Origin of the sequence: Streptomyces sp. NBC_00341 (assembly GCF_041435055.1) — a bacterium.
GTDB lineage: Bacteria > Actinomycetota > Actinomycetes > Streptomycetales > Streptomycetaceae > Streptomyces.
The window spans coordinates 5,909,531-5,931,921 of the sequence record NZ_CP108002.1; the positions used below are offsets into that span (position 1 = coordinate 5,909,531).

Below are 22,391 nucleotides of genomic sequence, written 5' to 3' on the forward strand. Positions count from 1 at the left end.
GGTTTCAGGAAGGGGAACGAGCATGGCGGCCATGAAGCCGCGGACGGGCGACGGCCCGCTCGAGGTGACAAAGGAGGGGCGGGGCATCGTCATGCGCGTTCCGCTCGAAGGCGGCGGTCGGCTTGTCGTGGAGCTGACTCCGGACGAGGCCGATGCGCTGGGCGATGCCCTCAAGAAGGTCGTCGGCTGACGCAGAGGAGCCCACACTTCACTACTGCCCCGGCACGGAATCCGTGCCGGGGCAGTAGTGCGTTCGGTGCCGGGTGATCCGGGTGTGATCCAGGTGACATGTGACGAAGCGCCGGCGGGTGAGCGGGTGAGCGGGAAGCGGGGCCCTAGCCGCGGCGTACCGCGCAGAGCAGACCGTCGCCCACCGGCAGCAGCGTCGCCATCAGCTCCTGGCTCTCGCGGACCGCGCGCAGCAACTCGCGCAGGCGCAGTACCTCCGGGGGCTGGGGTGCGGAGTCGACCGTACGGCCGTCCGCGAAGACGCCCTCGAAGCACACCAGGCCACCAGGTCGCAGCAGGCGCAACGATTCAGCGAGGCAGTCCAGGCTCTCCATGCGGTCGCCGTCGCAGAAGACGAGGTCGTATCCGCCGTCCGCGAGCCGGGGGAGTACGTCCAGGGCGCGGCCGGGGATGAAGCGGGCCCGGTTGGCGGCGAAGCCCGCCGCCCGGAAGGCCTCACGGGCGAACTGCTGGCGCTCGGGTTCCGGGTCGACCGTGGTCAGCACCCCGTCCGGCCGCATGCCGTGCAGCAGATAGATGCCGGACACGCCCGTGCCGGTGCCGATTTCGGCGACCGCCTTGGCGTCCGTCGTGGCAGCGAGCAGGCGCAGCGCAGCGCCGGTGCCCGGTGACACCGAGCGGAGCCCCGCGTCCCGGGCCCGGTCCCGGGCCCAGCGCAGTGCTTCGTCCTCGGCGACAAAGGCGTCGGCGAACGCCCAGCTCGTCTGCCGGTTGGCTGTGATGGCCCTCTCCTGTCCCCGTAGTTGACGCAACGGTGACTGTATCCGCTGCACCCGGGAACCCGCAGATGGGACCGGGCGTTATGAAAGGTGAGGGGAAAGCCCGTGGATCCGTCCCGCAGATCGGGTCCGGGATCACGGGCAGGCGGTTCCCGGGGTTGTCCCCGGCCCCAGCAGGAAAAAGGCTTATCCGGAGCTAACGGGCGAGGTGGCTATGGTAGGGGCTCCACTGGACACCACCAGAGCCGACAGGGGAGGTGCGGCTGCGCCTGTGGATCGGGGAGGAGTGCTGTGGCGCTTCCTCAGGTCGGCGGGTGAGCCGAAATCCGTGACCAACATTGCTGACCGTTCTTCCAACGACTCCGCAACGACCGCGACCTTTGCCTCGGATGCCTCCCAGGCGTGGACGCCGCCCTCATGGGAAGAGATCGTCAGCACGCACAGCGGTCGTGTCTACCGCCTTGCCTATCGACTGACGGGAAACCAGCACGACGCGGAGGACCTCACTCAGGAGGTCTTCGTCCGGGTGTTCCGTTCGCTGTCGACCTATACGCCCGGCACCTTCGAGGGCTGGCTGCACCGCATCACGACCAACCTGTTCCTGGACATGGTGCGCCGCAAGCAGCGGATCCGCTTCGACTCCCTGGGTGACGACGCCGCCGAGCGGCTGCCGAGCCGCGAGCCCTCGCCGCAGCAGGTCTTCAACGACACCCACTTCGACGCCGACGTCCAGCAGGCGCTGGACACCCTCGCGCCCGAGTTCCGGGCCGCGGTCGTGCTCTGTGACATCGAGGGACTCTCGTACGAGGAGATCGCCGCGACGCTCGGCGTGAAGCTCGGCACCGTGCGCAGCCGCATCCACCGCGGGCGCTCCCACCTGCGCAAGGCGCTGAAGCACCGTTCGCCGGAGGCCCGCGCGGAGCAGCGCTCGCTCACCGGGGTCCTCGCGGCAGGGGAGGGCGGAGCGGCGTGAGTGGCACAGGTCCGACCTCCGCGGAACAACACCTGGGGGACAGGCTCGCCGCGCTTGTCGACGGCGAGCTCAAACACGACGCCCGTGACCGCGTGCTCGCCCACCTCGCGACCTGCGCCAAGTGCAAGGCCGAGGCTGCCGCCCAGCGGCGCCTGAAGAGTGTCTTCGCCGAGTCGGCCCCGCCCTGTCCCTCCGAGGGCTTCCTTGCCCGGTTGCAGGGCCTTCCCGGTGGACCGGGGGGTGACGGCGACAGTCGGGGAAGACCAATGGGCGGCTCGGGCCGCTTCGGTGACGGAGCCTTCCCCGTGACGCGTCCTTCCGGCGGCCGGGCGGATTCGTCCTCCGGCGGCTCCCCGCTGGACGGCTTCGGCTACCTTCCGACCGCGCACGGTTCCGCCGCGATCCTTCCGGCCGGACCGGACCGGCCCACGTTCCGTATCCACGAGGTCAGCCGCGAGGCCGACCGCTCGCCGTGGCGGGGCCGCAGGTTCGCGTTCGCCGCCGCCAGCGCCGTCTCGCTGGCCGCCATCGCGCTGGGCGGCGCTCTTCCGACGGACGCGGGACCCGATTCCCCGACCCGGGCCGAGGGGCCGGGCAGCAGCGTCGCACCGCTGGACGCCGACGCGCGTGCCGAGCGCGGCACCACCGTGAGCCGCCGCGGCGGCGGCCACGGCACGCTCGCGGCGGCCGGTGCCGGCGACCGCCCGGTGTCCCTCACCATGAACGCCGCGCCACTGGCGTTCTCCTCCGCACCCTCCCTGCTCGGCACCGGCGGCCTCACCGGAAGCCGGTACGCGCTTCCCGTCCGGACCGATGTGTCCGCGCCTTCGCTGATACGTCCCAACGGCACCAGCCCGCTGTTCGCACAGGCACTGGGCAGTGGACTTTCCACGGCCTCCCCCGAGCCGTCCCGGACCCCCACCGCGGCCGCCGGAATGCCGGTTCCCGCCAACCACGGACTGCCGCTCCTTCCCCGTCGCTGACACACCCGGCGCAGGGCATGCACAAACCTGGTTGAATTCCGGCAGGATTTCCGGGAGGGACGCCCCCTGCGGGGCGTGCAGAGGCCAGTTGAGGCAGTTGCGGGGAGAGCATGGACGACGGGAAGCCCACCGAGCCGAAGGCGAAGTGGTGGAGCCGGCCCACGCCGGGGCGCGGTACGAGCGCAGCGCCTCAGGAGCCGTCGCCCGTCGAGGACGCGGTGCCCCCGTCGGACCCGACCGAGGCGAGCGCCGCGACGGATGCGGTCACGGACGCGGAGCCGACGGCGTCCGCGACGGTGGAGCCTGTGACCGCTGAGCCCGTGCCGCAGGCGTCGAAGCCGCTCCACGAGCCCGACCCGTACAGCACCCCGCCCTACGGTGGCCCCGGCCCCTGGGCGCCCGCACCCCCCGTACAGCGACCGGTCCAGACACCGGCGCACGGCACCCCCGTACCGCCGCCCTACTCGGGGACGAACGGCGCGGGCATCGCGACGGCTCCCGCCCCGGCCCCCGCCCCACCGGCCGACTTCCCGCCCGCCGCCCCACTGCCCCAGCAGCCGCAGGGCCACGAGCAGCAGCAGCCCCACCAGCCCTACCAGCAGCCGCAGGCTCAGCAGCCTCCGCAGCAGCCCCGGCCACACCACCAGCCCCAGCCCCAGCCCCACCACCCCCCGTCGCCGCAATGGCTTCAGTACGACCCCTGGGGTGCGCCCCGGCAGCCCCTGATCACCAATCCAGGGCCGCCGCTCGCCACCGACGGCGGCAAGCGGAAGAACCGGCGCGGCTCCGTCCTCGTCGGGGCGCTGCTGCTGGCCCTGGTGGCGGGCGGCATCGGCGGCGGGATCGGCGCGTACATAGAGCGCAACGGCGGCCTCACCCAGATCGAACTGGACCAGGACGAACGCGACGGCGGCGGCCGTGCCCCCGACAGCGTCGCCGGTATCGCGGCCAGCGCGCTGCCCAGCGTGGTCACCCTGCATGTCAGCGGCAGCACCGAATCCGGCACCGGCACCGGCTTCGTCCTCGACGACAAGGGCCACATCCTCACCAACAACCACGTCGTCGCACCGGCCGGTTCGTCCGGCGAGATCACCGTGACGTTCAGCGGCGGCGAGACGGCCAACGCCGAGGTGGTCGGCAAGGACAGCGGCTACGACCTGGCCGTGGTCAAGGTCAGCGGTGTCTCCGGGCTCAAGCCGCTGCCGCTCGGCAACTCCGACAACGTGCGGGTGGGCGATCCGGTGGTGGCCATCGGCGCACCGTTCGACCTGTCCAACACGGTCACCTCCGGCATCATCAGCGCCAAGGACCGGCCGATCACGGCGGGCGGCGAGAAGGGCGACGGCAGCGACATCAGCTACGTCGACGCGCTGCAGACCGACGCCCCGATCAACCCGGGCAACTCCGGCGGACCGCTGGTCGACACCGACGCGCATGTCATCGGGATCAACAGCGCCATCCGTGCCGCGGACAGCGGCTCGACCACCGAGGGCGGCCAGGCCGGTTCCATAGGCCTCGGCTTCGCCATCCCGATCAACCAGGGCAAGCGCGTCGCGGAGGAGCTGATCAACACCGGGAAGGCCACCCACCCGGTGATCGGCGTCACGCTCGACATGAAGTACACCGGTGACGGCGCCAAGGTCGGACCGGAGGGCGCGGACGGCAAGTCCTCCGTCACGGAGGGCGGTCCGGGCGCCAAGGCCGGGATCCGGCCCGGTGACGTCATCACCGAGGTGAACGGCGGGCGGGTGCACAGCGGCGAGGAGCTGATCGTGAAGATCCGCTCGCACCGGCCGGGTGACCGACTGGACCTCAAGCTGACCCGCGGTGGTAAAGACCTGACCATGAGTTTGACGCTCGGCTCGGCAACAGGCACGTGACGGCCACGGGAAGCTACCGCACGGATGGCTTCGGCGGGTACCGTGGTCCGGGTCCGGACCTCATCCGACCTGGTCGCGGAGAACACGAGGAGCCGCAAGGTGTTCAATGACATAGGCCCGCTGGAGCTGGTGGCGCTCGCGATCATCGGCGTGCTCATCTTCGGTCCGGAGAAGCTGCCCAAGGTCATCCAGGACGTCTCGCGTTTCATCCGCAAGATCCGTGAGTTCTCGGAGAGCGCCAAGGAGGACATCCGTACGGAGCTCGGCCCGGAGTTCAAGGACTTCGAGTTCGAGGACCTCAACCCCAAGACGTTCGTCCGCAAGCAGCTCATGGACGGCAACGACGACCTGGGGCTGAAGGAGATCCGCGAGAGCTTCGACCTGCGCAAGGAGGTCTCCGAGGTCACCGACGCGGTCAACGGCCGCGCGACCTCGTCCGTGGAGGCGAAGAGCGGCGTGTCGGGCGGTTCCGCGGTCACCGCGGCGAACGGCTCTGCGGGCGGCCCTGACCTGCTGAAGAAGCGCGAGCAGCCGACGAAGGACGATCACCCGCCGTTCGACGCAGACGCCACCTGACCCCCGTCAATCCCGACTCGTCCGGACGGTATGGCTATTCTCCATCTGTCCGGTTGTGAGGACGCCCGAGGGGGGCGGGCCGCTCCGGACCCTACGGATCGAGGAGGCGGCCGGACAGATGGAGACAACGAGTCGGGTGGGCGCGGATGGTGCGCCGGACACAGGCACGGCAGAGGGGGTGCCGGCGGCCCGGCTCACGGTCGACGGCTATCTGCAGGCACCGTTCCCCTGGTACGGACTTGACGAGGCGTTCACCGGGCCGCGCTGGCTGATGCAGGTCGGCACCGCCGCGGACGGCACGGTGCAGCACGGCTCCACCGGCCATGGCGACGAGCCCTCGGTACGGAGCGACGCGGGCGAGGACAGACAGCGGTTCGCGGTCGTCGTCACCGTGGCCAGCAGCCCGGTGCGGCGCAGCGGCGACGGCACGGGCGTCCTGGACGCGACGACGGTCTCCTCCGCGGCCTGGCTGGCCGGCTCGGGCCTGCTGGCCTACACCTGGCCCGCGCAGATGGACCACACCCTGCGGGACGACTGGCTGGACCAGCAGACGGAGACTGCCTTCGAGCTGGCCGACGATCTGGACGGCCCCGAGTGGTCGGCGCTCTCGCTGCCGGTCGACGGTGTGCCGGTGGCGTTCCACTACCGCGAGTCCGAGTTCGGCTGGGTGCTGGCCGGCTCCGCCCACGGTGGAGTGCACATCGGGGCGTACGGGCGCGGGATGAGTGCGTACGGGCTGGGCTTCTCGGTCGTCGGTGACATCACGTCGTACGCGTAGCCGCCGACGGGCCCGTGGCGGGCCGGGAGCATCAGCCCCGGCCCGCCACGGGCCCGTCCCGGTTCAGAACTTGTTGCGCGGGGTGATTCCCAGGGACATGCCGGACAGGCCGCGCTGACGGCCGCTCAGCTTGTCCGCGATGGAGCGCAGGGCCTTGCCCGCCGGGGAGTCGGGGTCGGACAGGACGACCGGCTTGCCCTCGTCGCCGCCCTCGCGCAGCCGCAGGTCGATCGGGATGGAACCGAGCACGGGCACCTCGGCGCCGACCGTCCTCGTCAGCCCCTCAGCGACCCGGGCGCCGCCGCCGGAGCCGAACACGTCGACCATCTCGTCGCAGTGCGGGCACGGCATGCCCGACATGTTCTCGACGACGCCGACGATCTTCTGGTGGGTCTGCACGGCGATCGAGCCGGCCCGCTCCGCCACCTCGGCCGCGGCCTGCTGCGGGGTCGTGACGACCAGGATCTCCGCGTTCGGCACCAGCTGGGCCACGGAGATCGCGATGTCACCGGTGCCCGGCGGCAGGTCGAGCAGCAGGACGTCCAGATCGCCCCAGTACACATCGGCGAGGAACTGCTGGAGCGCGCGGTGCAGCATCGGGCCGCGCCACACCACCGGGGCGTTGCCCGGGGTGAACATGCCGATGGAGATGACCTTCACGCCGTGCGCGGACGGCGGCATGATCATGTTCTCGACCTGGGTCGGCTTGCCGTCCGCGCCGAGCATCCGGGGCACGCTGTGCCCGTAGATGTCCGCGTCCACGACGCCGACCTTGAGTCCGTCGGCCGCCATCGCGGCCGCCAGGTTCACGGTCACCGACGACTTGCCGACGCCGCCCTTGCCGGAGGCCACCGCGTACACCCGGGTCAGCGAGCCGGGCTGGGCGAACGGAACCTCCCGCTCGGCCGTGCCGCCGCGCAGCGAGGACGCCAGGTCCTTGCGCTGCTCGTCGCTCATCACATCGAGCGTGACCTCGACCCGCGACACTCCCTCGACGCGGGCCACCGCGTCGGTCACGTTATTGGTGATCGTCTCGCGCATCGGACAGCCGGAGACGGTGAGATACACCGTGACAGCGACTACACCGTCAGGATCGATCTCGACCGATTTCACCATGCCCAGCTCGGTGATCGGGCGGTGGATCTCCGGGTCGTTCACTGTCGCCAGTGCCTCAAGCACCGCGTCTTCCGTAGCCATACCTCGATAGTACGGGTGCGCGCGGCGCTCCCTGAAAGGGTGGTGGCGGGCGACGGGAGGGCGGTACGGCGCCTTCACCTACGCGCGGGTAGCCCCGTCAGCGGTCTTCGTCACTCTCGGCCCCGGCCGGTGTCCGGCGGTCGTCGAGATCCCTCACCAGGTCCTCCAGCTCGGAGCGGATCCAGTCGCGAGTGGCGACCTCCCCGAGGCCCATCCGCAGTGCCGCGATCTCCCTGGTCAGGTACTCCGTGTCGGCGATGGAGCGCTCGTTCTGGGCCCGGTCCTGCTCGTGGGTGACCCGGTCGCGGTCGTCCTGCCTGTTCTGCGCGAGCAGGATCAGCGGGGCCGCGTAGGAGGCCTGGAGGGAGAGCATCAGGGTCAGGAAGATGAACGGGTACTCGTCGAACCGCAGCTCCTTGGGCGCGAAGATGTTCCACACCACCCAGATGATGATGATCAGCGTCATCCAGACGATGAACCGCCCGGTTCCCAGGAACCGCGCGATCCGCTCCGAGAACCGGCCGAACGCCTCCGGGTCGTACTCCGGCAGCAGCCGCCGCCGCGGGTCCTTCGGCTGGTCGAGCCGGATCCTGGGGGTACGGGTCAGTGCCGTCGAGCCGTTCGACGCCCTGGAGCGCTCCTCACCGGCCACGGAGCACCCCCTCGCGCCCGTGGAAGTCGGTCTCCCGCCAGTCGTCGGGCAGCAGGTGGTCGAGCACGTCGTCGACGGTCACCGCGCCCAGCAGCGAGCCGCTCTCGTCCACCACGGGAACCGAGACCAGGTTGTACGCCGCCAGATAGCTGGTCACCACCGACAGCGGGGTGTCCGGCGTCAGCGCCACCAGATCGCTGTCCACGATCGAGCTGACCAGGGTGAACGGCGGATCCCGCAGCAGCCGCTGGAAGTGCACCGTGCCCAGGTACTTGCCCGTGGGCGTCTCGTCGGGCGACCGGCACACGTACACCTGGGCGGCGAGCGCGGGGGAGAGGTCCTGCTGACGGACCCTGGCGAGCGCGTCGGCCACCGTCGCGTCCGGGCGCAGGATGATCGGCTCCGTGGTCATCAGGCCGCCCGCCGTCCGCTCCTCGTACGACATGAGGCGCCGGACGTCCGCCGCGTCGTCCGGGCGCATCAGCGTCAGCAGCCGCTCCTTGTCCTCCTCCGGCAGCTCGGACAGCAGGTCGGCCGCGTCGTCGGGGTCCATCGCCTCCAGGACGTCCGCGGCGCGCTCCTCCTGGAGCTTGCCGATGATCTCCACCTGGTCGTCCTCCGGGAGCTCCTCCAGGACGTCGGCCAGCCGGTCGTCGTCGAGCGCGGCGGCGACCTCCGCACGCCGCTTCGGAGTGAGGTGGTGCAGCGCGTTGGCCACGTCGGTCGGGCGCAGCTTCTCGAACGTGGCGACCAGCGACTCCGCGCCCTGCCCGTGCTCCTCCAGCGAGAAACCGCTGACGGCCGACCACTCGACCGTCAGGGTCTCGCCCTTGCGGCGCAGCGCGCCGCCCCGGCCCTTGCGCACGAAGTACTTGTCGATCTCCCAGTCGCGGCGGGCCGGCAGCTGCTGGATCGCGACGTCCAGGATGGTGACCTCCTCGCCGGTCTCCACCAGGCTGACCCGACGGTCGAGGAACTCGCCCAGCACCAGGCGTTCGGTGGGCCGCTGTTCGAAGCGCCGCATGTTGACCACGCCCGTGGTGATGACCTGACCCGACTCGATGCCCGTCACCCGGGTCATCGGGAGGAAGATCCGGCGCCGGCTCACCACCTCGACGACGATGCCGAGCAGCCGGGGCGGCCGGCCGCCGACCCGGAGCATCGCGACCAGGTCGCGGACGCGCCCCACCTGGTCCCCGTTCGGGTCGAAGACCGGCACACCGGAGAGGTGCGAGACGAAGACCCGGGGCGTTCCTGCTGCCATGCCTGCGCCTCCTCCTTCGTCGCCGGCTTACGCATCCGGTCTGTTGTGACGTTTATTGCACCGTTATGACGGGATCAGGCTAGCCCGTACTCTCGCAGGTCGCCCTGGAGAGCGGTCGTCGCGACTCCCTGCCGGAAGGTGTAGGCCGCACAGGTACGCTGCCGTCTGCCACCCACCGCCACGCAGCTGAGAGGCAGTGCGCCTGTGACCTCTTTCGTCCCGACCGTCCGGGCCCGCCGCCGGACCGCCACCCTCGCCGTCGTGCTCTGCGCCGGGCTGACCGCGGCGCTGACCGCGTGCGCGGACGAGGATCCGGACAAGGGGACCAACGGCGTCGGCAGACTGGACGCGCCGGAGATCGAGAAGAAGGCGCGGGCCGCGGCGGACTCCTCCGACATGGTCCGGCTGGCCGGCACCCTGGTCAGCAAGGGCGGCACGTACAAACTGAACATGCGGCTCAAGGAAAAGGGCGGGGCGGGCTCCGTCACGTCGAAGAACAGCACCTTCGAGCTGCTCCGGATCGGGGACGTGCTCTACCTCAAGGCGGACGCCGGCTTCTGGAACCACGGCACGGCGGACGCCGGAAAGACCAGCGAGGCCGACGGGGCGGCGGCGGACAAGCTGGACGACAAGTACGTGAAGGTTCCGGAGGACGACCCCACGTACAAGCAGCTGCGCGGGTTCACCGACAAGAAGGTGCTGCTCGACGGGCTGCTCACGCTGCACGGCGACGTCGGCAAGGGGGACCGGGACGAGGTCGGCGGGGAGCGCACCATCCGGATCACCGGCGGCAAGGGCGAGGGCGGTGCGCTGGACGTGTCCCTGGAGGGCAAGCCGTACCCGCTGCGCTTCGCGCGCGGCGGCGGCGGGGGCGTCATCACGCTCGCGGACTGGGGCAAGGACTTCGCGCTGAAGGCCCCGGCCGAGGACGACACGGTCGACTACGGGCAGCAGCTGCCCAAGTCGACGTCGTAGACCCGCCGCCGGGCGAGGAGACGTCGTAGACCCGCCGGGCGAGGAGATGTCGTAGACCCGCCGGGCGAGGACCGGTCTACCGCTTCCTGAGCGAGCGCTTCAGCAGGTGCGGCAGTCCGGCCGGTACCGGCAGCCGGGTGGTGGCGGTGGTGGGCAGCGGCGCCGCCGCCCCCGAGCCCGTCGGCAGGTCCGTACGGGAATCGAGCGGCGTCAGGCGCAGGATCCGGCACTCGCGCGCCCAGCGCTCGGTCAGCTGCTCGGCGTCCGGTGCGTTCAGCCGCTTGCCCTTCAGTTCGGCCACCGCGGCCTCCCACTCCGCGGAGTGCGGGGCGAGCTGGGCCACGGAGGCGGTCCAGGCGACGAGCCGGCCGCCCTTGTCCTTGCTGCGGACGGTCACCTCCGCGTTGCCGCCGTCCGTGAGGCCGGCCGGGAGCGGCTGCTCGCCGGGGCCGTCCCCGACGAGGAGCGCCGCTCCCTCGTGCCACACGTGCCACAGCGCCCGCGCGGGCCCGGTGCCGCGCACCCAGACCAGCCCCGACTTCTTGGTGGCCTCCTCGACGAGGGCCGGTCCGAGCAGCGTGTCAGCAGCAGTCATGCAGCAGAGCTTAGACCGGCCCGCGGTAGGGATACGGGCAGTAGCAGGGACGGTCAGAGCCAGCCGTTGCGCTTGAGCATGCGGTGGATGGAGAAGCAGACCACTCCGATGAAGCCCAGCACCATCGGATAGCCGTACGTCCAGCGCAGCTCCGGCATGTGCTTGAAGTTCATGCCGTAGACCCCGCAGATCATCGTCGGTACGGCGATGATGGCCGCCCAGGAGGTGATCTTGCGCATGTCCTCGTTCTGCGCGACGGTCGCCTGCGCCAGGTTGGCCTGGAGGATGGAGTTCAGCAGCTCGTCGAAGCCGATGACCTCTTCCTGCACGCGCACGAGGTGGTCCGCGACGTCCCGGAAGTACTTCTGGATGTCCGGGTCGATCAGCCGCATCGGCCGTTCGCTGAGCAGCTGCATCGGGCGCAGCAGTGGCGATACGGCCCGCTTGAACTCCAGCACCTCGCGCTTCAGCTGGTAGATCCGGCCGGCGTCCGAACCGCGTGGGCCGCTCTTGTCGGGGGTGGAGAAGACCTCGATCTCCACCTCGTCGATGTCCTCCTGCACCGCGCCGGCCACCGCGATGTAGCCGTCGACCACATGGTCCGCGATGGAGTGCAGTACGGACGAGGGGCCCTTGGCGAGCAGCTCGGGGTCGTCCTGGAGGCGGTGGCGCAGCGCGCGCAGCGAGCCGTGGCCGCCGTGCCGCACGGTGATGACGAAGTCCCGGCCGGTGAAGCACATCACCTCGCCGGTCTCCACGACCTCGCTGGTCGCGGTCAGTTCGGCGTGCTCGACGTAGTGGATGGTCTTGAAGACGGTGAACAGGGTGTCGTCGTACCGCTCCAGCTTCGGCCGCTGGTGGGCGTGGACGGCGTCCTCCACGGCCAGCGGGTGCAGCCCGAACTCCCGGGCGATGCCGGCGAACTCCTCCTCGGTCGGCTCATGGAGGCCGATCCAGGCGAAGCCGCCCTTCTCCCGTACCCGGAGCATCGCCTCGTGCGGCGTACGGCAGGTGCCGTCCTCCTCCGCGACGCGGCGTCCGTCGCGGTAGACCGCGCAGTCGACCACCGCGCTGGAGGCGGACGGGTCACGCGTGGCGTCGTAACTGCTGTGCAGGGTGTTGGTCTTGCGCAGGGACGGGCGCACCACAGCGCGCAGGTCACGGATCATCGACATGGCTGGCTCCTTCACGGAGGGCCGTCGGCGAGGGCGTGGAACAGCCCGGAATGGGGACGTGGGCTCACGTCCGCAAAGCGGGCGGCACCGCGGCGGCGCGATGACGGCGTTCGCTACAGACAGGCAAAAAGGGGGTGCTCTTCCGTCGTGCGAAACGCCATGGGCCGTGGCCGGGAAGGCGTCAGATCACAGAAGAAAGGTGTCGGGCGGAAGAGCGGTTGGTACTGCACGGTCGACTTGGATCCACCGCAGCCCCACCTCCTCCGGTCGGTCCCCCGTGAGGGACGACGTTGCGTCGGGACTTGAGAGCGACGCTTCTGCGTGCTGTCCCGACCGGCGGGCCCAGGCTATCAGCAGGCACAGGGCCAATCTCTTACTTTGCCCGTTCCATACGCGTCCTATGCTCGCCACATGGCAGAAATTCTTGCTCCGGTCGAGGCCCGTCTGCGCGCGGCCCTGGGCGAACCGGACGCACGCGCGGCAGTGACGTTCCTCGGTACCGACCGGATCGAGGTGCTCCGCTTCATCGACGGCGACGTGGTGAGGTACGCCACGCTCGGCATGTCCGCGCAGCCGATGGCCGACCCCTCCGACCCGTTCGCCGATCCGGTGAAGGGGCCCCGGGCCGAGCTGGTCCTCTCGGTGCGGGCCGGCCTCGCGGACACCGACCAGGTGCTGCGCAAGCTCGCGGTACTGGCGGCCTCGCCGCAGGTGGAGGGGGTGATCGTGGCCCCCGGCGCCTCGCTGGACCTCGGTGAACCGCTGTGGCCGGGAGCGCCCTTCAGCTCGGTGCTCGTCGCCGAGTCCGGGGGGCTGGTCGAGGATCTGGAGCTGGCGACCCCGATGGAGGCGGTGCGCTTCCTGCCGCTGCTGCCGATGACGCCCAACGAGGCGGCCTGGAAGCGGGTCAGGGGTGCGCAGGAGCTCCAGGAACGGTGGCTGTCCCGGGGGACGGACCTGCGCGATCCGCTGCGTGCCTCGGTGGCCCTGGACTGACACCGGACGAGCGCTGGGACACCCGGGCGCGGAACAGCCGAAAGCCCCGCCGCGCGGCGAGGAGGTGGCCACGGGCGGGGCGGTACGGGGGCGGGACCGGGACCGGGGCGGTGCGGGCCCCGGTCCGGCGGCTCAGTTGGCGAAGACCGTGACGCCGTCCTCCGTGGCGTGCTTCGGCTCCAGCTCCTCCGCCTCGTGGCTCAGGGCCGAGCGCCGTACCCGGATGACGATCGCGCCGATGACGGCGGCGACGGCGGCGACCACGAACGGGATGTGGATGTTGCTCCACTCCTCGATCTTCGGGGCCAGGAAGGGCGCGGCGGCCGCGGCGAACCAGCGCACGAAGTTGTAACCGGCGCTGGCCACCGGACGCGGCGCGTCGGACACCCCGAGTGCCAGTTCCGTGTAGACGGTGTTGTTCATGCCGATGAAGGCGCCGGAGGCGATCGTGCAGACGATGGCCGTGGTGTGGTTCCCGTAGCCGAGGACCACCAGGTCGGCGGCGAGCAGTACCAGTGAGGCGCCGACCACCTTGAGCGAGCCGAAGCGCTTCTGCAGCCTCGGTGCGACGAGTACCGAGAAGACCGCGAGCAGCAGGCCCCAGGCGAAGAAGACGGCGCCGGACTTGTACGGCGACATGTTCAGTACGAACGGCGTGAACGCCAGGATCGTGAAGAACGCGTAGTTGTAGAAGAACGCCGAGGTGGCGACGGAGGCGAGCCCGCCGTGGCCGAGCGCCTTGATCGGGTCCAGCAGTGAGGTCTTGCGGGCAGGCTTGGGCTGTTCCTTGAGGAACGCCGTGATGCAGACGAAGCCGATCGCCATCAGCGCGGCCGTGCCGAAGAACGGGTAGCGCCAGCTGGCGTCACCGAGCAGTGCGCCGAGCAGCGGCCCGCAGGCCATGCCGAGGCCGAGCGCCGACTCGTACAGCAGGATCGCCGCCGAGCTGCCGCCCGCCGCCGCGCCGACGATCACCGCGAGCGCGGTCGACACGAAGAGGGCGTTGCCCAGGCCCCAGCCGGCCCGGAAGCCGACGAGTTCCGCGACGGAGGACGAGGTGCCGGACAGCGCGGCGAAGACCACGACGAGCGCCAGTCCGGCCAGCAGCGTCTTGCGCCCGCCGATGCGGCTGGAGACGAAACCGGTGACCAGCATCGCGACGGCGGTGATCAGGAAGTAGGAGGTGAAGAGCAGCGACACCTGGCTCGGTGTCGCTTCGAGGCCCTTGGCGATGGACGGCAGAATCGGGTCCACCAGGCCGATTCCCATGAACGCGACAACAGAAGCGCCCGCTGTGGCCCAGACGGCCTTCGGCTGGCGCAGGATGCTGACCGTCCCTTGGTCGAACGGATCCTCTCCCTGCATGGGACTACTCGCTCTCCACTAGATCGATGCGTTATGCACAGAATAAGTTAGAGCGGCTAATAAATGCAAGCTACATCTAAATCCCCTGATGAGAGCCACGCGGCGGAAGGGTGATCGTCCTTGACGCGGCGACGGCCGGGGAGGACGGTTGGTGGTTATGAGGGGCGAACCCAGTTGCCCGAAGTGCGGAGGCCGGGTCAAGGCGCCCGGTTTCTTCGACGACACCTGGCAGTGCGACGTGCACGGCAGCGTGCAGCCGATGCAGCCGGTCATCCCGCCCAGCGTCGAGGCGCTCGGTGTGGTGGTCCACCGCGCCCGGGTGCCGGTGTGGATGCCCTGGCCGCTGCCGGTGGGCTGGCTCTTCACCGGTGTGGCGTGCGCGGGCGACGACCGGGGCGGCGGCCGGGCGACCGCAGTCGCCTGCTCAGGACCGGGGCCGCTCGGCGGCATCGGTGAGCTGCTGCTCGTCGCGGAGGAGCTCGGCGTCGGACTCGGTGCGCGGTACGCCGGGATCGACGGCCCCGACCCGGGCCCGTATCTGCGGGTGGACGGCCCGCCGGACGTCAAGGTGCTCGCCGCCGGACGCCCGACCCCGCTCTGGCACGTGAAGGACGCCCCCGACGACCGGGCCGTCTTCGCCGGTGAGGCGTGCGGCCTGTGGCTCTGGGCGATCGTCTGGCCCGAGCAGTCCGGACTCCTGATGTACGACGAACTGGTGCTCACCGATCTGCGTGACGCCGGGGGAGAGGTCGACCTGGTGCCCTGCGGCGCGCTCACCCCCCGGCTGCTCGGCGGGCCCTGAGCGGCTGCCGGGCGGCCTCCGGCCGGGTCCGGAATCCACGCGTCCGCCGGTTATCCTTGGGCGTCCCCCCATCCGGCCGCGAGCACTGGAGTCCGCGTCGTGCGCATCGACCTGCACACCCACTCCACCGCGTCGGACGGTACCGACACCCCCGCCGAGCTGGTGCGGAACGCCGCCACCGCGGGTCTGGACGTCGTCGCCCTCACCGACCACGACACGGTCCGCGGGCACGCGGAGGCGATCGCGGCACTGCCCGAGGGACTCACCCTGGTCACCGGCGCCGAGCTGTCCTGCCGGCTCGACGGCGTGGGCGGCCTGCACATGCTGGCGTACCTCTTCGACCCCGACGAGCCCGAGCTGGCGCGCGAGCGCGAGCTGGTGCGCGACGACCGGGTGCCGCGCGCCAGGACCATGGTGCGCAAGCTCCAGGAGCTCGGCGTGCCGGTCGAGTGGGAGCGGGTCGCGCGGATCGCCGGCGACGGATCGGTCGGGCGGCCGCACATCGCCACCGCCCTGGTCGAACTCGGCGTCGTGCCGAGCGTCTCCGACGCCTTCACCCCGCAGTGGCTGGCCGACGGCGGTCGCGCGCACGCCGAGAAGCACGAGCTCGACCCCTTCGACGCGGTCCGGCTGGTCAAGGCCGCCGGCGGCGTCACCGTCCTCGCTCACCCCGGCGCCGTCAAACGCGGCCACGTGGTCCCCGAATCCGCCATCGCGGAGCTGGCCGCGGCCGGGCTCGGCGGTGTCGAGGCCGACCACATGGACCACGACGAGGCGACCAGGGCCAGGCTGCGCGGGCTCGCCCGCGAGCTGGGGCTGCTGGCCACCGGGTCGAGCGACTACCACGGCAGCCGCAAGACCGTAAGGCTCGGCGAGAACGTCACCGACCCCGAGATCTACGGCGAGATCACCCGGCGCGCCACCGGGGCCTTCCCGGTGCCGGGAGCCGGCGGACCGCTCGTCCCGTAACGGCCCACGCGCGACCCCTCCACCCCGGCGGCGCACGCATCGCGACGCCGCCCGTCCCACCCCGCGCACCGGCCTGCCGCGGCTGCCACCGGAACCCTCCGGCGGCAGCCGGTCCGGCAACGGTCCGGTGCGCTGCCCCCGCCGCATTCCCGCTCTCTCCCCGCAAGGCTCACTGTGTTCGACGTCGCTGTCTTCGGATCCCTTTTTCTCACGCTTTTTGTGATTATGGATCCGCCCGGAATCACCCCGATCTTCCTGGCCCTCACCGCCGGCCGCCCCGCCAAGACGCAGCGCAAGATGGCGCTCCAGGCGGTCTCCGTCGCCTTCGGCGTGATCGCCGTCTTCGGAGTGCTCGGCCAGCAGATCCTGGACTACCTGCACGTCTCCGTACCCGCGCTGATGATCGCGGGCGGACTGCTCCTGCTGCTGATCGCGCTGGACCTGCTGACCGGCAAGACCGACGAGCCGACGCAGACGAAGGACGTCAACGTGGCGCTCGTCCCCCTGGGCATGCCGCTGCTCGCCGGTCCCGGCGCGATCGTCTCGGTGATCCTCGCCGTGCAGCACGCCGACAGCGTCGGGAGCCAGCTCTCGGTCTGGACGGCGATCGTCGCCATGCACGTCGTGCTCTGGCTGACCATGCGCTACTCGCTGCTGATCATCCGGGTCATCAAGGACGGCGGCGTCGTGCTGGTCACCAGGCTCGCCGGGATGATGCTCTCCGCCATCGCCGTGCAGCAGATCATCAACGGCGTCACCCAGGTCATCCAGAACGCCTGACCCGGCCCCGCGCGGCACAGCGCCCCCGCACGATCGATCCGTGCGGGGGCGCTCGTCTTTATATCGGCAAGGTGTTACGAAGCCGAGGTGTCGGCCGGGCGGATATAGATGCGCTGGCCCAATGCCGCGGCCTGCTGCACGATCCGGTTGACGGAGGCGGCGTCCACGACGGTGCTGTCCACGGCGGTACCGTCGACATCGTCGAGTCGCATGATCTCGAAGCGCATACGGCTTCCCTTCGTCTGATCCTCCTGCTGGAGAACTACTGGGAGGACGGGTGACCCGTCCGCAAGGATGAGGAGCGCCAGGCTGGTACGTCTCGCGCCCCACGAGGTGTACAACGGCTTGCTCCCTGCAATCATTCCCTACGCTAAGGAAATTTTTTGGATGTCTAAGTACCAGCAGGTAACCGAGCATGCGCGGACGACTACATCCGCGACGAGGCCCGTATGAACGAGGCAGAGATCGGCGAGCGCCTGGACCGCACCAATGAGCTGCTCCAGCGGGTGCTCGCCGAGGTGTCGAAGACCCCCTCGACCCACGCGATCTTCGTCGACGCGGGCTATGTGTACGCCGCGGCCGGGCTGCTCGTCACCGGCACGGAGGACCGGCGCTCCTTCGACCTCGACTCGGAGGGGCTGATCGAGGCCTTCATCGACAAGGCCCGCACCATCTTCGCGGACAGCCGCCTCCTGCGCGTCTACTGGTACGACGGGGCCAGGCGCCGGATCCACACCGTCGAGCAGCAGTCCATCGCGGAGCTCCCCGACGTCAAGGTCAGACTCGGCAACCTCAACGCCAACAACCAGCAGAAGGGCGTCGACTCACTCATCCGCACCGACCTCGAATCCCTCGCCCGCCACCGCGCCATCAGCGACGCCGCACTCGTCGGCGGCGACGAGGACCTGGTCTCCGCGGTCGAGGCCGCACAGGGGTACGGAGCCCGAGTCCACCTGTGGGGCATCGAGGCCGGCGAAGGCCGCAACCAGGCCGAGCCGCTGCTCTGGGAGGTCGACAGCCAGCGCACCTTCGACCTCGACTTCTGCCGCCCCTACGTGACCAGACGGCCCGTCACCACCTACGAGGACGACTCCCCGGCACCCTCGCGCGACGACGTCCGATTCGTCGGCACGCAGATCGCCGCGACCTGGCTCTCCGCCCGCGGCCGCGACTCCCTGGCCGACCTGCTCCCCGGACACCCGTACCTGCCGGGCTCCGTCGACCAGGACCTGCTGGTCGAGGCCGAACGCCTGCTCCAGCACTCGCTGCGCGGCCACGCCCATCTGCGGCGGGCGCTGCGCGACGGCTTCTGGCAGCACCTCCAGTCGCAGTACTGAACGCGGTACCGAACCGCGGCCGCCCGGGAGCCCCGTGCTGCCTACAGGCTGTCCCAGAAGGAGGCCAGCGCGGCAGCCGTCGGCCCCGGCCGGTCCGTGTTGGGGGAGTGCTCCGCGCCCTCGATCCGGGTCCGCCGGGCGCCCAGCCGCTCGGCCATCGCGTCGAGCTGCGGCACCGGCCAGACGTCGTCGCGCTCGCCGGAGACCACGTGGACCGGCAGCCCGGTGGCGGCGACCTCGGCCACCCGGTCGGGCTCCGTGGCCAGCTGGCGGCCGGTGGCGATCAGCTGGGCGGGCCGGTGGCGCATCCAGCGCCGCCGCAGGTCCTCGCCGCCGTCCGCCTCGGCCTCCGCGGGCGGGTCGAAGGCGCGCATGGCCTCCCAGACCTGGTCCATGCCCATGGTCGCCAGCGCGTCGCCCAGGATCTTCAGCTTGACCCGCTGGGGCTCGACGACCACGCCGGGCCCGGAGGACATCAGGGTCAGCGACCGGAACGGCGCCGGATCCAGGATGGCCGCGGCGCGTGCGACCAGCCCGCCGAGCGAGTGCCCGAGCAGGTGGACCGCGCTGCCGCCGAGGCCGAGCGCGGCCGTCTGGGCGAGGGCGTCACGCGCCAACTCGTCCTGCGCGTAGGACTCCTGGCGGTCCGTCCCGTCGCTCTCGTACTGCCCGCGCCCGTCGACGGCGACCACGCGGTAGCCGGCCTCCGCGAGCGGTTCCAGCAGCGCGATGAAGTCCTCCTTGCTGCCGCCGAAGCCGGGCAGCAGGAGCGCGGTGCCGCGTGGTGCGGTAGGTGGGGACGCGTCCAGGACGGCGAAGTCCCCGCGCGCGGTGTGCAGCGCACGGGCACGGGTACCGGGGGGCGGGGCGAAGGTGGGTGGCCGGCTCATGGGACGAGGTTATGTCGTGAACGCCCGAGGGGCCCGGGGAGATCCCCGGGCCCCTCGGGCACTCCGGCGCCATCAGGCGCCGGTCTCGGCTGTCGGTCTCAGCTCTCGGTCTTCGCTGCGGCCGCTCGCGGTGCCCGACGCCTGCGCGGCTTGGCCTCGCCCTCGGTGACCGAGGCGTCCGCCACGGCCTCCGTCTTCGGCTTCGCGGCCGCACGGGGGCGACGACGCGCCCTGGTGTCGCTCTCGGGCTCGGCGATCGGCGCGATCTGGAAGTCGACCTCGTCCTCGGCCGGCTTGATCACCCGGGCGCGGCGGCGCGGCTTGGTCACCGTCTTCGCCTCTGCGACGGGCTCGGCCACGGGGGCGGTCTGGAAGTCGACCTCCTCCGTCACCGGCTTCACGACCCGGGCGCGGCTGCGACGCGGCTTCGTGGCGGCGGGCACGGCCTCCGCCGCCACCTCCACCGTGACATCGGCCTTGGCCCTGGACGCCCTGGTCCTGGTCTTCACCGCGGGCTCGGTGTCGATGACGACGACCGGGGTCTGCGCCACCTCCACCACGGCCTCGGCCGCGACCTCCGGGACACCGACGCGTCCGCGCCGACGCCGACGCGGCGTGCGCGGCTCGGTGGGTGCTTCGGCGGCCGGTGTCTCGACGGCGACCGGGGCCTCGACGGCCTCAGCGGCCGGTGCGGGCACTGTCGCGGCGTTCTCCTCCGCGGCGGAACCGCCCCGGGTGCGACGGCGCTGACGCGGCGTGCGCGGGGGGCGCTCCTCGCGGACGGCGGGTGCGGGGGCGGAGGCGGCGGACTTGCGGCCGCGGCCGCCCGTCTCACCGAGGTCCTCGATCTCCTCGGCCCGCAGACCGGCGCGGGTGCGCTCGGTACGCGGCAGGACACCCTTGGTGCCGGCCGGGATGTCCAGCTCCTCGTACAGGTGCGGGGAGGTGGAGTACGTCTCCGGCGGGTCCGGGAACTTCAGGTCCAGGGCCTTGTTGATCAGCTGCCAGCGCGGGATGTCGTCCCAGTCGACCAGCGTGATCGCGATGCCCTTGGCACCCGCGCGGCCGGTCCGGCCGATCCGGTGCAGGTACGTCTTCTCGTCCTCGGGCGACTGGTAGTTGATGACGTGGGTGACACCCTCGACATCGATACCGCGCGCCGCGACGTCGGTGCAGACGAGCACGTCGACCTTGCCGTTGCGGAAGGCGCGCAGCGCCTGCTCGCGGGCGCCCTGGCCGAGGTCGCCGTGGACGGCGCCGGAGGCGAATCCGCGCTTCTCCAGCTGCTCCGCGATATCGGCGGCGGTGCGCTTGGTGCGGCAGAAGATCATCGCGAGTCCGCGGCCGTTGGCCTGGAGGATGCGCGAGACCATCTCGGGCTTGTCCATGTTGTGCGCGCGGTAGACGTACTGCGCGGTGTTCTTGACGGTCGTGCCCTCGTCGTCGGGCGAGGTGGCGTTGATGTGCGTCGGCTGCGACATGTAGCGGCGGGCGAGGCTGATGACCGCGCCCGGCATGGTCGCGGAGAACAGCATGGTCTGCCGCTTGGCCGGCAGCATCGTGATGATGCGCTCGACGTCGGGCAGGAAGCCCAGGTCCAGCATCTCGTCGGCCTCGTCGAGGACGAGGACGCGGATGTGCGAGAGGTCGAGCTTGCGCTGGCCCGCCAGGTCGAGCAGCCGGCCCGGGGTGCCGACGACGACGTCGACGCCCTTCTTGAGGGCCTCCACCTGGGGCTCGTACGCCCGGCCGCCGTAGATCGCGAGAACGCGGACGTTACGGACCTTGCCGGCGGTCAGGAGGTCGTTGGTGACCTGCTGGCACAGCTCGCGGGTGGGGACGACGATCAGCGCCTGCGGGGCGTCGGTCAGCTTCTCGGGCGCGGCCCGGCCCGCCTCGACGTCCGCGAGGACGGTGACGCGCTCCAGCAGCGGCAGCCCGAAACCGAGCGTCTTGCCGGTGCCGGTCTTGGCCTGTCCGATGACGTCGGAGCCGGAGAGCGCTACGGGGAGCGTCATCTCCTGGATGGGGAAGGGGGACATGATGCCGACGGACTCAAGTGCCTCGGCCGTCTCGGGAAGAATCCCGAGGTCTCGGAACGTAGTCAGGGTATTGCCTCTTCTGTGAAACGCGGTCCGAGGCGAACGAAGGGGGTCGTACCGTGCCGGGGTTGGTCATCCGGCCGTGGATGGGCCGGGTGGCGCGGGACCACTGCCGTCGCTCGAGCGCTCGTGCCGCTGAGGGGGCCCCTCATCTGCGGTCGTACGTGGCGTACGCCTCGCGTGGAGGGCTGTCGGGTCGGAGCCGATCGGGCCACCGACCGGGCATCCTCATTCAATTTCGCGCCACGAGCAGTTGCAAAATGCTCAGTAAGCGCAATACCACTGTACCCCGGATTCGCGCATCTGTGTTGGGCGAATTCATCGGAACGGTGTGACGTCAGTCTGCGGCCGGACCCTTCCGTGTCTCGGCGGGCGGGCTATTCTGCGCTCCATGGAGACGCCTGACAACGCTACCGAAACGCCCGCATCCACCCGAATCGCCGATCAGGACTGGGCCACCGCGTCCACGGAGCCGCAGTACCGGGCCGCCGTCGTGGACCTGCTGGGCGCACTTGCCTACGGGGAGCTGGCGGCCTTCGAGCGGCTCGCCGAGGACGCGAAACTCGCGCCGACGCTGGGTGACAAGGCGGCGCTGGCGAGGATGGCGTCCGCGGAATTCCACCACTTCGAGCGGCTGACCGACCGGCTGACGGCGATCGAGGTGGAGCCGACCGGTGCGATGGAGCCGTTCGCGAAGGCGCTCGACGACTTCCACCGCCAGACCGCCCCGTCCGACTGGCTGGAAGGCCTGGTCAAGGCCTATGTCGGTGACTCGATCGCCAGCGACTTCTACCGTGAGGTCGCGGCCAGGCTCGACTCGGACACCCGTTCCCTCGTGCTCGCCGTGCTCGACGACACGGGCCACGGCAACTTCGCCGTCGAGAAGGTGCGCGCCGCGATCGAGGCGGACCCGAGGCTCGGCGGCCGGCTCGCCCTGTGGGCGCGGCGGCTGATGGGCGAGGCGCTCTCGCAGGCGCAGCGCGTGGTGGCCGACCGCGACGCGCTGTCCACCATGCTGGTGGGCGGGGTGGCCGGCGGATTCGATCTGGCCGAGGTCGGCCGGATGTTCTCGCGGATCACCGAGGCGCACACGAAGCGGATGGCCACCCTGGGGCTGGCGGCCTAGAAAGCCCC

At 71.0% G+C, this 22,391-nt stretch carries 23 protein-coding genes; 13 read left to right on the forward strand and 10 right to left on the reverse strand.

Translation table 11 applies throughout. The features are described 5' to 3' along the window. Positions 1-22: 22 nt before the first annotated feature. Complete coding sequence (locus OG892_RS26785) at positions 23-190, forward strand: DUF3117 domain-containing protein (protein ID WP_003966491.1); 168 nt, start codon at positions 23-25, stop codon at positions 188-190. 145 nt (positions 191-335) lie between these two features. Here the strand turns inward: OG892_RS26785 and OG892_RS26790 are convergent, their stop codons facing one another. Then, entirely contained in the window at positions 336-1,001 is a 666-nt protein-coding gene (locus OG892_RS26790; RefSeq protein WP_073736600.1) for an O-methyltransferase, read from the reverse strand. Between the two features lie 181 nt (positions 1,002-1,182). Between OG892_RS26790 and sigE the strand changes: the two genes are divergently transcribed. The 5 genes from sigE to OG892_RS26815 all read left to right on the forward strand — a co-directional run bounded on the left by sigE (position 1,183) and on the right by OG892_RS26815 (position 6,158). Then, positions 1,183-1,941 (forward strand): RNA polymerase sigma factor SigE, encoded by a 759-nt coding sequence (sigE, locus tag OG892_RS26795; RefSeq protein WP_199884446.1) that lies wholly within the window; start codon positions 1,183-1,185, stop codon positions 1,939-1,941. Continuing rightward, positions 1,938-2,924, forward strand: a complete 987-nt coding sequence (locus tag OG892_RS26800; RefSeq protein WP_328865520.1) for a zf-HC2 domain-containing protein — start codon at positions 1,938-1,940, stop codon at positions 2,922-2,924. The genes sigE and OG892_RS26800 overlap by 4 nt, the downstream gene beginning before the upstream one ends. A 110-nt stretch (positions 2,925-3,034) precedes the next feature. Further along, positions 3,035-4,804, forward strand: coding sequence for a trypsin-like peptidase domain-containing protein (locus OG892_RS26805; protein ID WP_371630485.1), 1,770 nt, complete (start codon positions 3,035-3,037; stop codon positions 4,802-4,804). Between the two features lie 99 nt (positions 4,805-4,903). After that, a complete protein-coding gene (locus OG892_RS26810) occupies positions 4,904-5,380 on the forward strand; it encodes a sec-independent translocase (protein WP_073736803.1) in 477 nt (158 codons plus the stop codon). A gap of 118 nt (positions 5,381-5,498) precedes the next feature. Then, positions 5,499-6,158, forward strand: coding sequence for a hypothetical protein (locus OG892_RS26815; protein WP_073736596.1), 660 nt, complete (start codon positions 5,499-5,501; stop codon positions 6,156-6,158). Between the two features lie 63 nt (positions 6,159-6,221). Here the strand turns inward: OG892_RS26815 and OG892_RS26820 are convergent, their stop codons facing one another. The 3 genes from OG892_RS26820 to OG892_RS26830 all read right to left on the reverse strand — a co-directional run bounded on the left by OG892_RS26820 (position 6,222) and on the right by OG892_RS26830 (position 9,271). Then, a complete protein-coding gene (locus OG892_RS26820) occupies positions 6,222-7,355 on the reverse strand; it encodes an Mrp/NBP35 family ATP-binding protein (RefSeq protein ID WP_073736595.1) in 1,134 nt (377 codons plus the stop codon). Between the two features lie 97 nt (positions 7,356-7,452). Further along, complete coding sequence (locus OG892_RS26825) at positions 7,453-8,007, reverse strand: DUF1003 domain-containing protein (protein WP_371630486.1); 555 nt, start codon at positions 8,005-8,007, stop codon at positions 7,453-7,455. Next, positions 7,997-9,271, reverse strand: a complete 1,275-nt coding sequence (locus OG892_RS26830) for a magnesium transporter MgtE N-terminal domain-containing protein (RefSeq protein WP_073736593.1) — start codon at positions 9,269-9,271, stop codon at positions 7,997-7,999. Before OG892_RS26830 ends, OG892_RS26825 begins: the two co-directional genes overlap by 11 nt. Positions 9,272-9,475: 204 nt before the next feature. Here OG892_RS26830 and OG892_RS26835 point away from each other — a divergent pair, with 204 nt between their 5' ends. Next, on the forward strand, positions 9,476-10,246 hold the full coding sequence (locus tag OG892_RS26835; RefSeq protein WP_371630487.1) for a hypothetical protein: 771 nt from the start codon (positions 9,476-9,478) through the stop codon (positions 10,244-10,246). Between the two features lie 76 nt (positions 10,247-10,322). On the opposite strand, the gene OG892_RS26840 is transcribed toward OG892_RS26835, so the two are convergent. Next, positions 10,323-10,841: a hypothetical protein gene (locus OG892_RS26840; protein WP_371630488.1), complete on the reverse strand. Its 519-nt coding sequence runs from the start codon at positions 10,839-10,841 to the stop codon at positions 10,323-10,325. Between the two features lie 53 nt (positions 10,842-10,894). After that, positions 10,895-12,016, reverse strand: coding sequence for a magnesium and cobalt transport protein CorA (locus OG892_RS26845; RefSeq protein WP_073736590.1), 1,122 nt, complete (start codon positions 12,014-12,016; stop codon positions 10,895-10,897). Positions 12,017-12,427: 411 nt separating this feature from the next. Between OG892_RS26845 and OG892_RS26850 the strand changes: the two genes are divergently transcribed. Further along, complete coding sequence (locus tag OG892_RS26850) at positions 12,428-13,012, forward strand: suppressor of fused domain protein (RefSeq protein WP_371630489.1); 585 nt, start codon at positions 12,428-12,430, stop codon at positions 13,010-13,012. Positions 13,013-13,144: 132 nt separating this feature from the next. Here the strand turns inward: OG892_RS26850 and OG892_RS26855 are convergent, their stop codons facing one another. Further along, positions 13,145-14,377: an MFS transporter gene (locus OG892_RS26855; protein ID WP_371630490.1), complete on the reverse strand. Its 1,233-nt coding sequence runs from the start codon at positions 14,375-14,377 to the stop codon at positions 13,145-13,147. Between the two features lie 157 nt (positions 14,378-14,534). Between OG892_RS26855 and OG892_RS26860 the strand changes: the two genes are divergently transcribed. The 3 genes from OG892_RS26860 (at position 14,535) to OG892_RS26870 (ending at position 16,928) form a co-directional block, all read left to right on the forward strand. After that, the gene (locus OG892_RS26860; RefSeq protein ID WP_073736587.1) at positions 14,535-15,179 is read left to right on the forward strand and encodes a DUF6758 family protein; all 645 of its coding nucleotides are present in this window, start codon (positions 14,535-14,537) and stop codon (positions 15,177-15,179) included. Between the two features lie 99 nt (positions 15,180-15,278). Next, entirely contained in the window at positions 15,279-16,148 is an 870-nt protein-coding gene (locus tag OG892_RS26865) for a PHP domain-containing protein (protein WP_328865517.1), read from the forward strand. A 174-nt stretch (positions 16,149-16,322) separates the two neighbouring features. Next, on the forward strand, positions 16,323-16,928 hold the full coding sequence (locus tag OG892_RS26870; protein ID WP_073736585.1) for a MarC family protein: 606 nt from the start codon (positions 16,323-16,325) through the stop codon (positions 16,926-16,928). 74 nt (positions 16,929-17,002) lie between these two features. Here the strand turns inward: OG892_RS26870 and OG892_RS26875 are convergent, their stop codons facing one another. Continuing rightward, complete coding sequence (locus OG892_RS26875; protein WP_199884445.1) at positions 17,003-17,155, reverse strand: hypothetical protein; 153 nt, start codon at positions 17,153-17,155, stop codon at positions 17,003-17,005. A gap of 222 nt (positions 17,156-17,377) precedes the next feature. Between OG892_RS26875 and OG892_RS26880 the strand changes: the two genes are divergently transcribed. Continuing rightward, the gene (locus OG892_RS26880) at positions 17,378-18,265 is read left to right on the forward strand and encodes an NYN domain-containing protein (RefSeq protein WP_073736584.1); all 888 of its coding nucleotides are present in this window, start codon (positions 17,378-17,380) and stop codon (positions 18,263-18,265) included. A 41-nt stretch (positions 18,266-18,306) separates the two neighbouring features. Here the strand turns inward: OG892_RS26880 and OG892_RS26885 are convergent, their stop codons facing one another. Beyond that, positions 18,307-19,155, reverse strand: coding sequence for an alpha/beta fold hydrolase (locus tag OG892_RS26885; protein ID WP_371630491.1), 849 nt, complete (start codon positions 19,153-19,155; stop codon positions 18,307-18,309). A 98-nt stretch (positions 19,156-19,253) separates the two neighbouring features. Next, the gene (locus OG892_RS26890) at positions 19,254-21,197 is read right to left on the reverse strand and encodes a DEAD/DEAH box helicase (RefSeq protein ID WP_328865515.1); all 1,944 of its coding nucleotides are present in this window, start codon (positions 21,195-21,197) and stop codon (positions 19,254-19,256) included. Positions 21,198-21,648: 451 nt separating this feature from the next. Between OG892_RS26890 and OG892_RS26895 the strand changes: the two genes are divergently transcribed. Then, entirely contained in the window at positions 21,649-22,383 is a 735-nt protein-coding gene (locus OG892_RS26895) for a ferritin-like fold-containing protein (RefSeq protein WP_073736581.1), read from the forward strand. Positions 22,384-22,391: the final 8 nt, after the last annotated feature.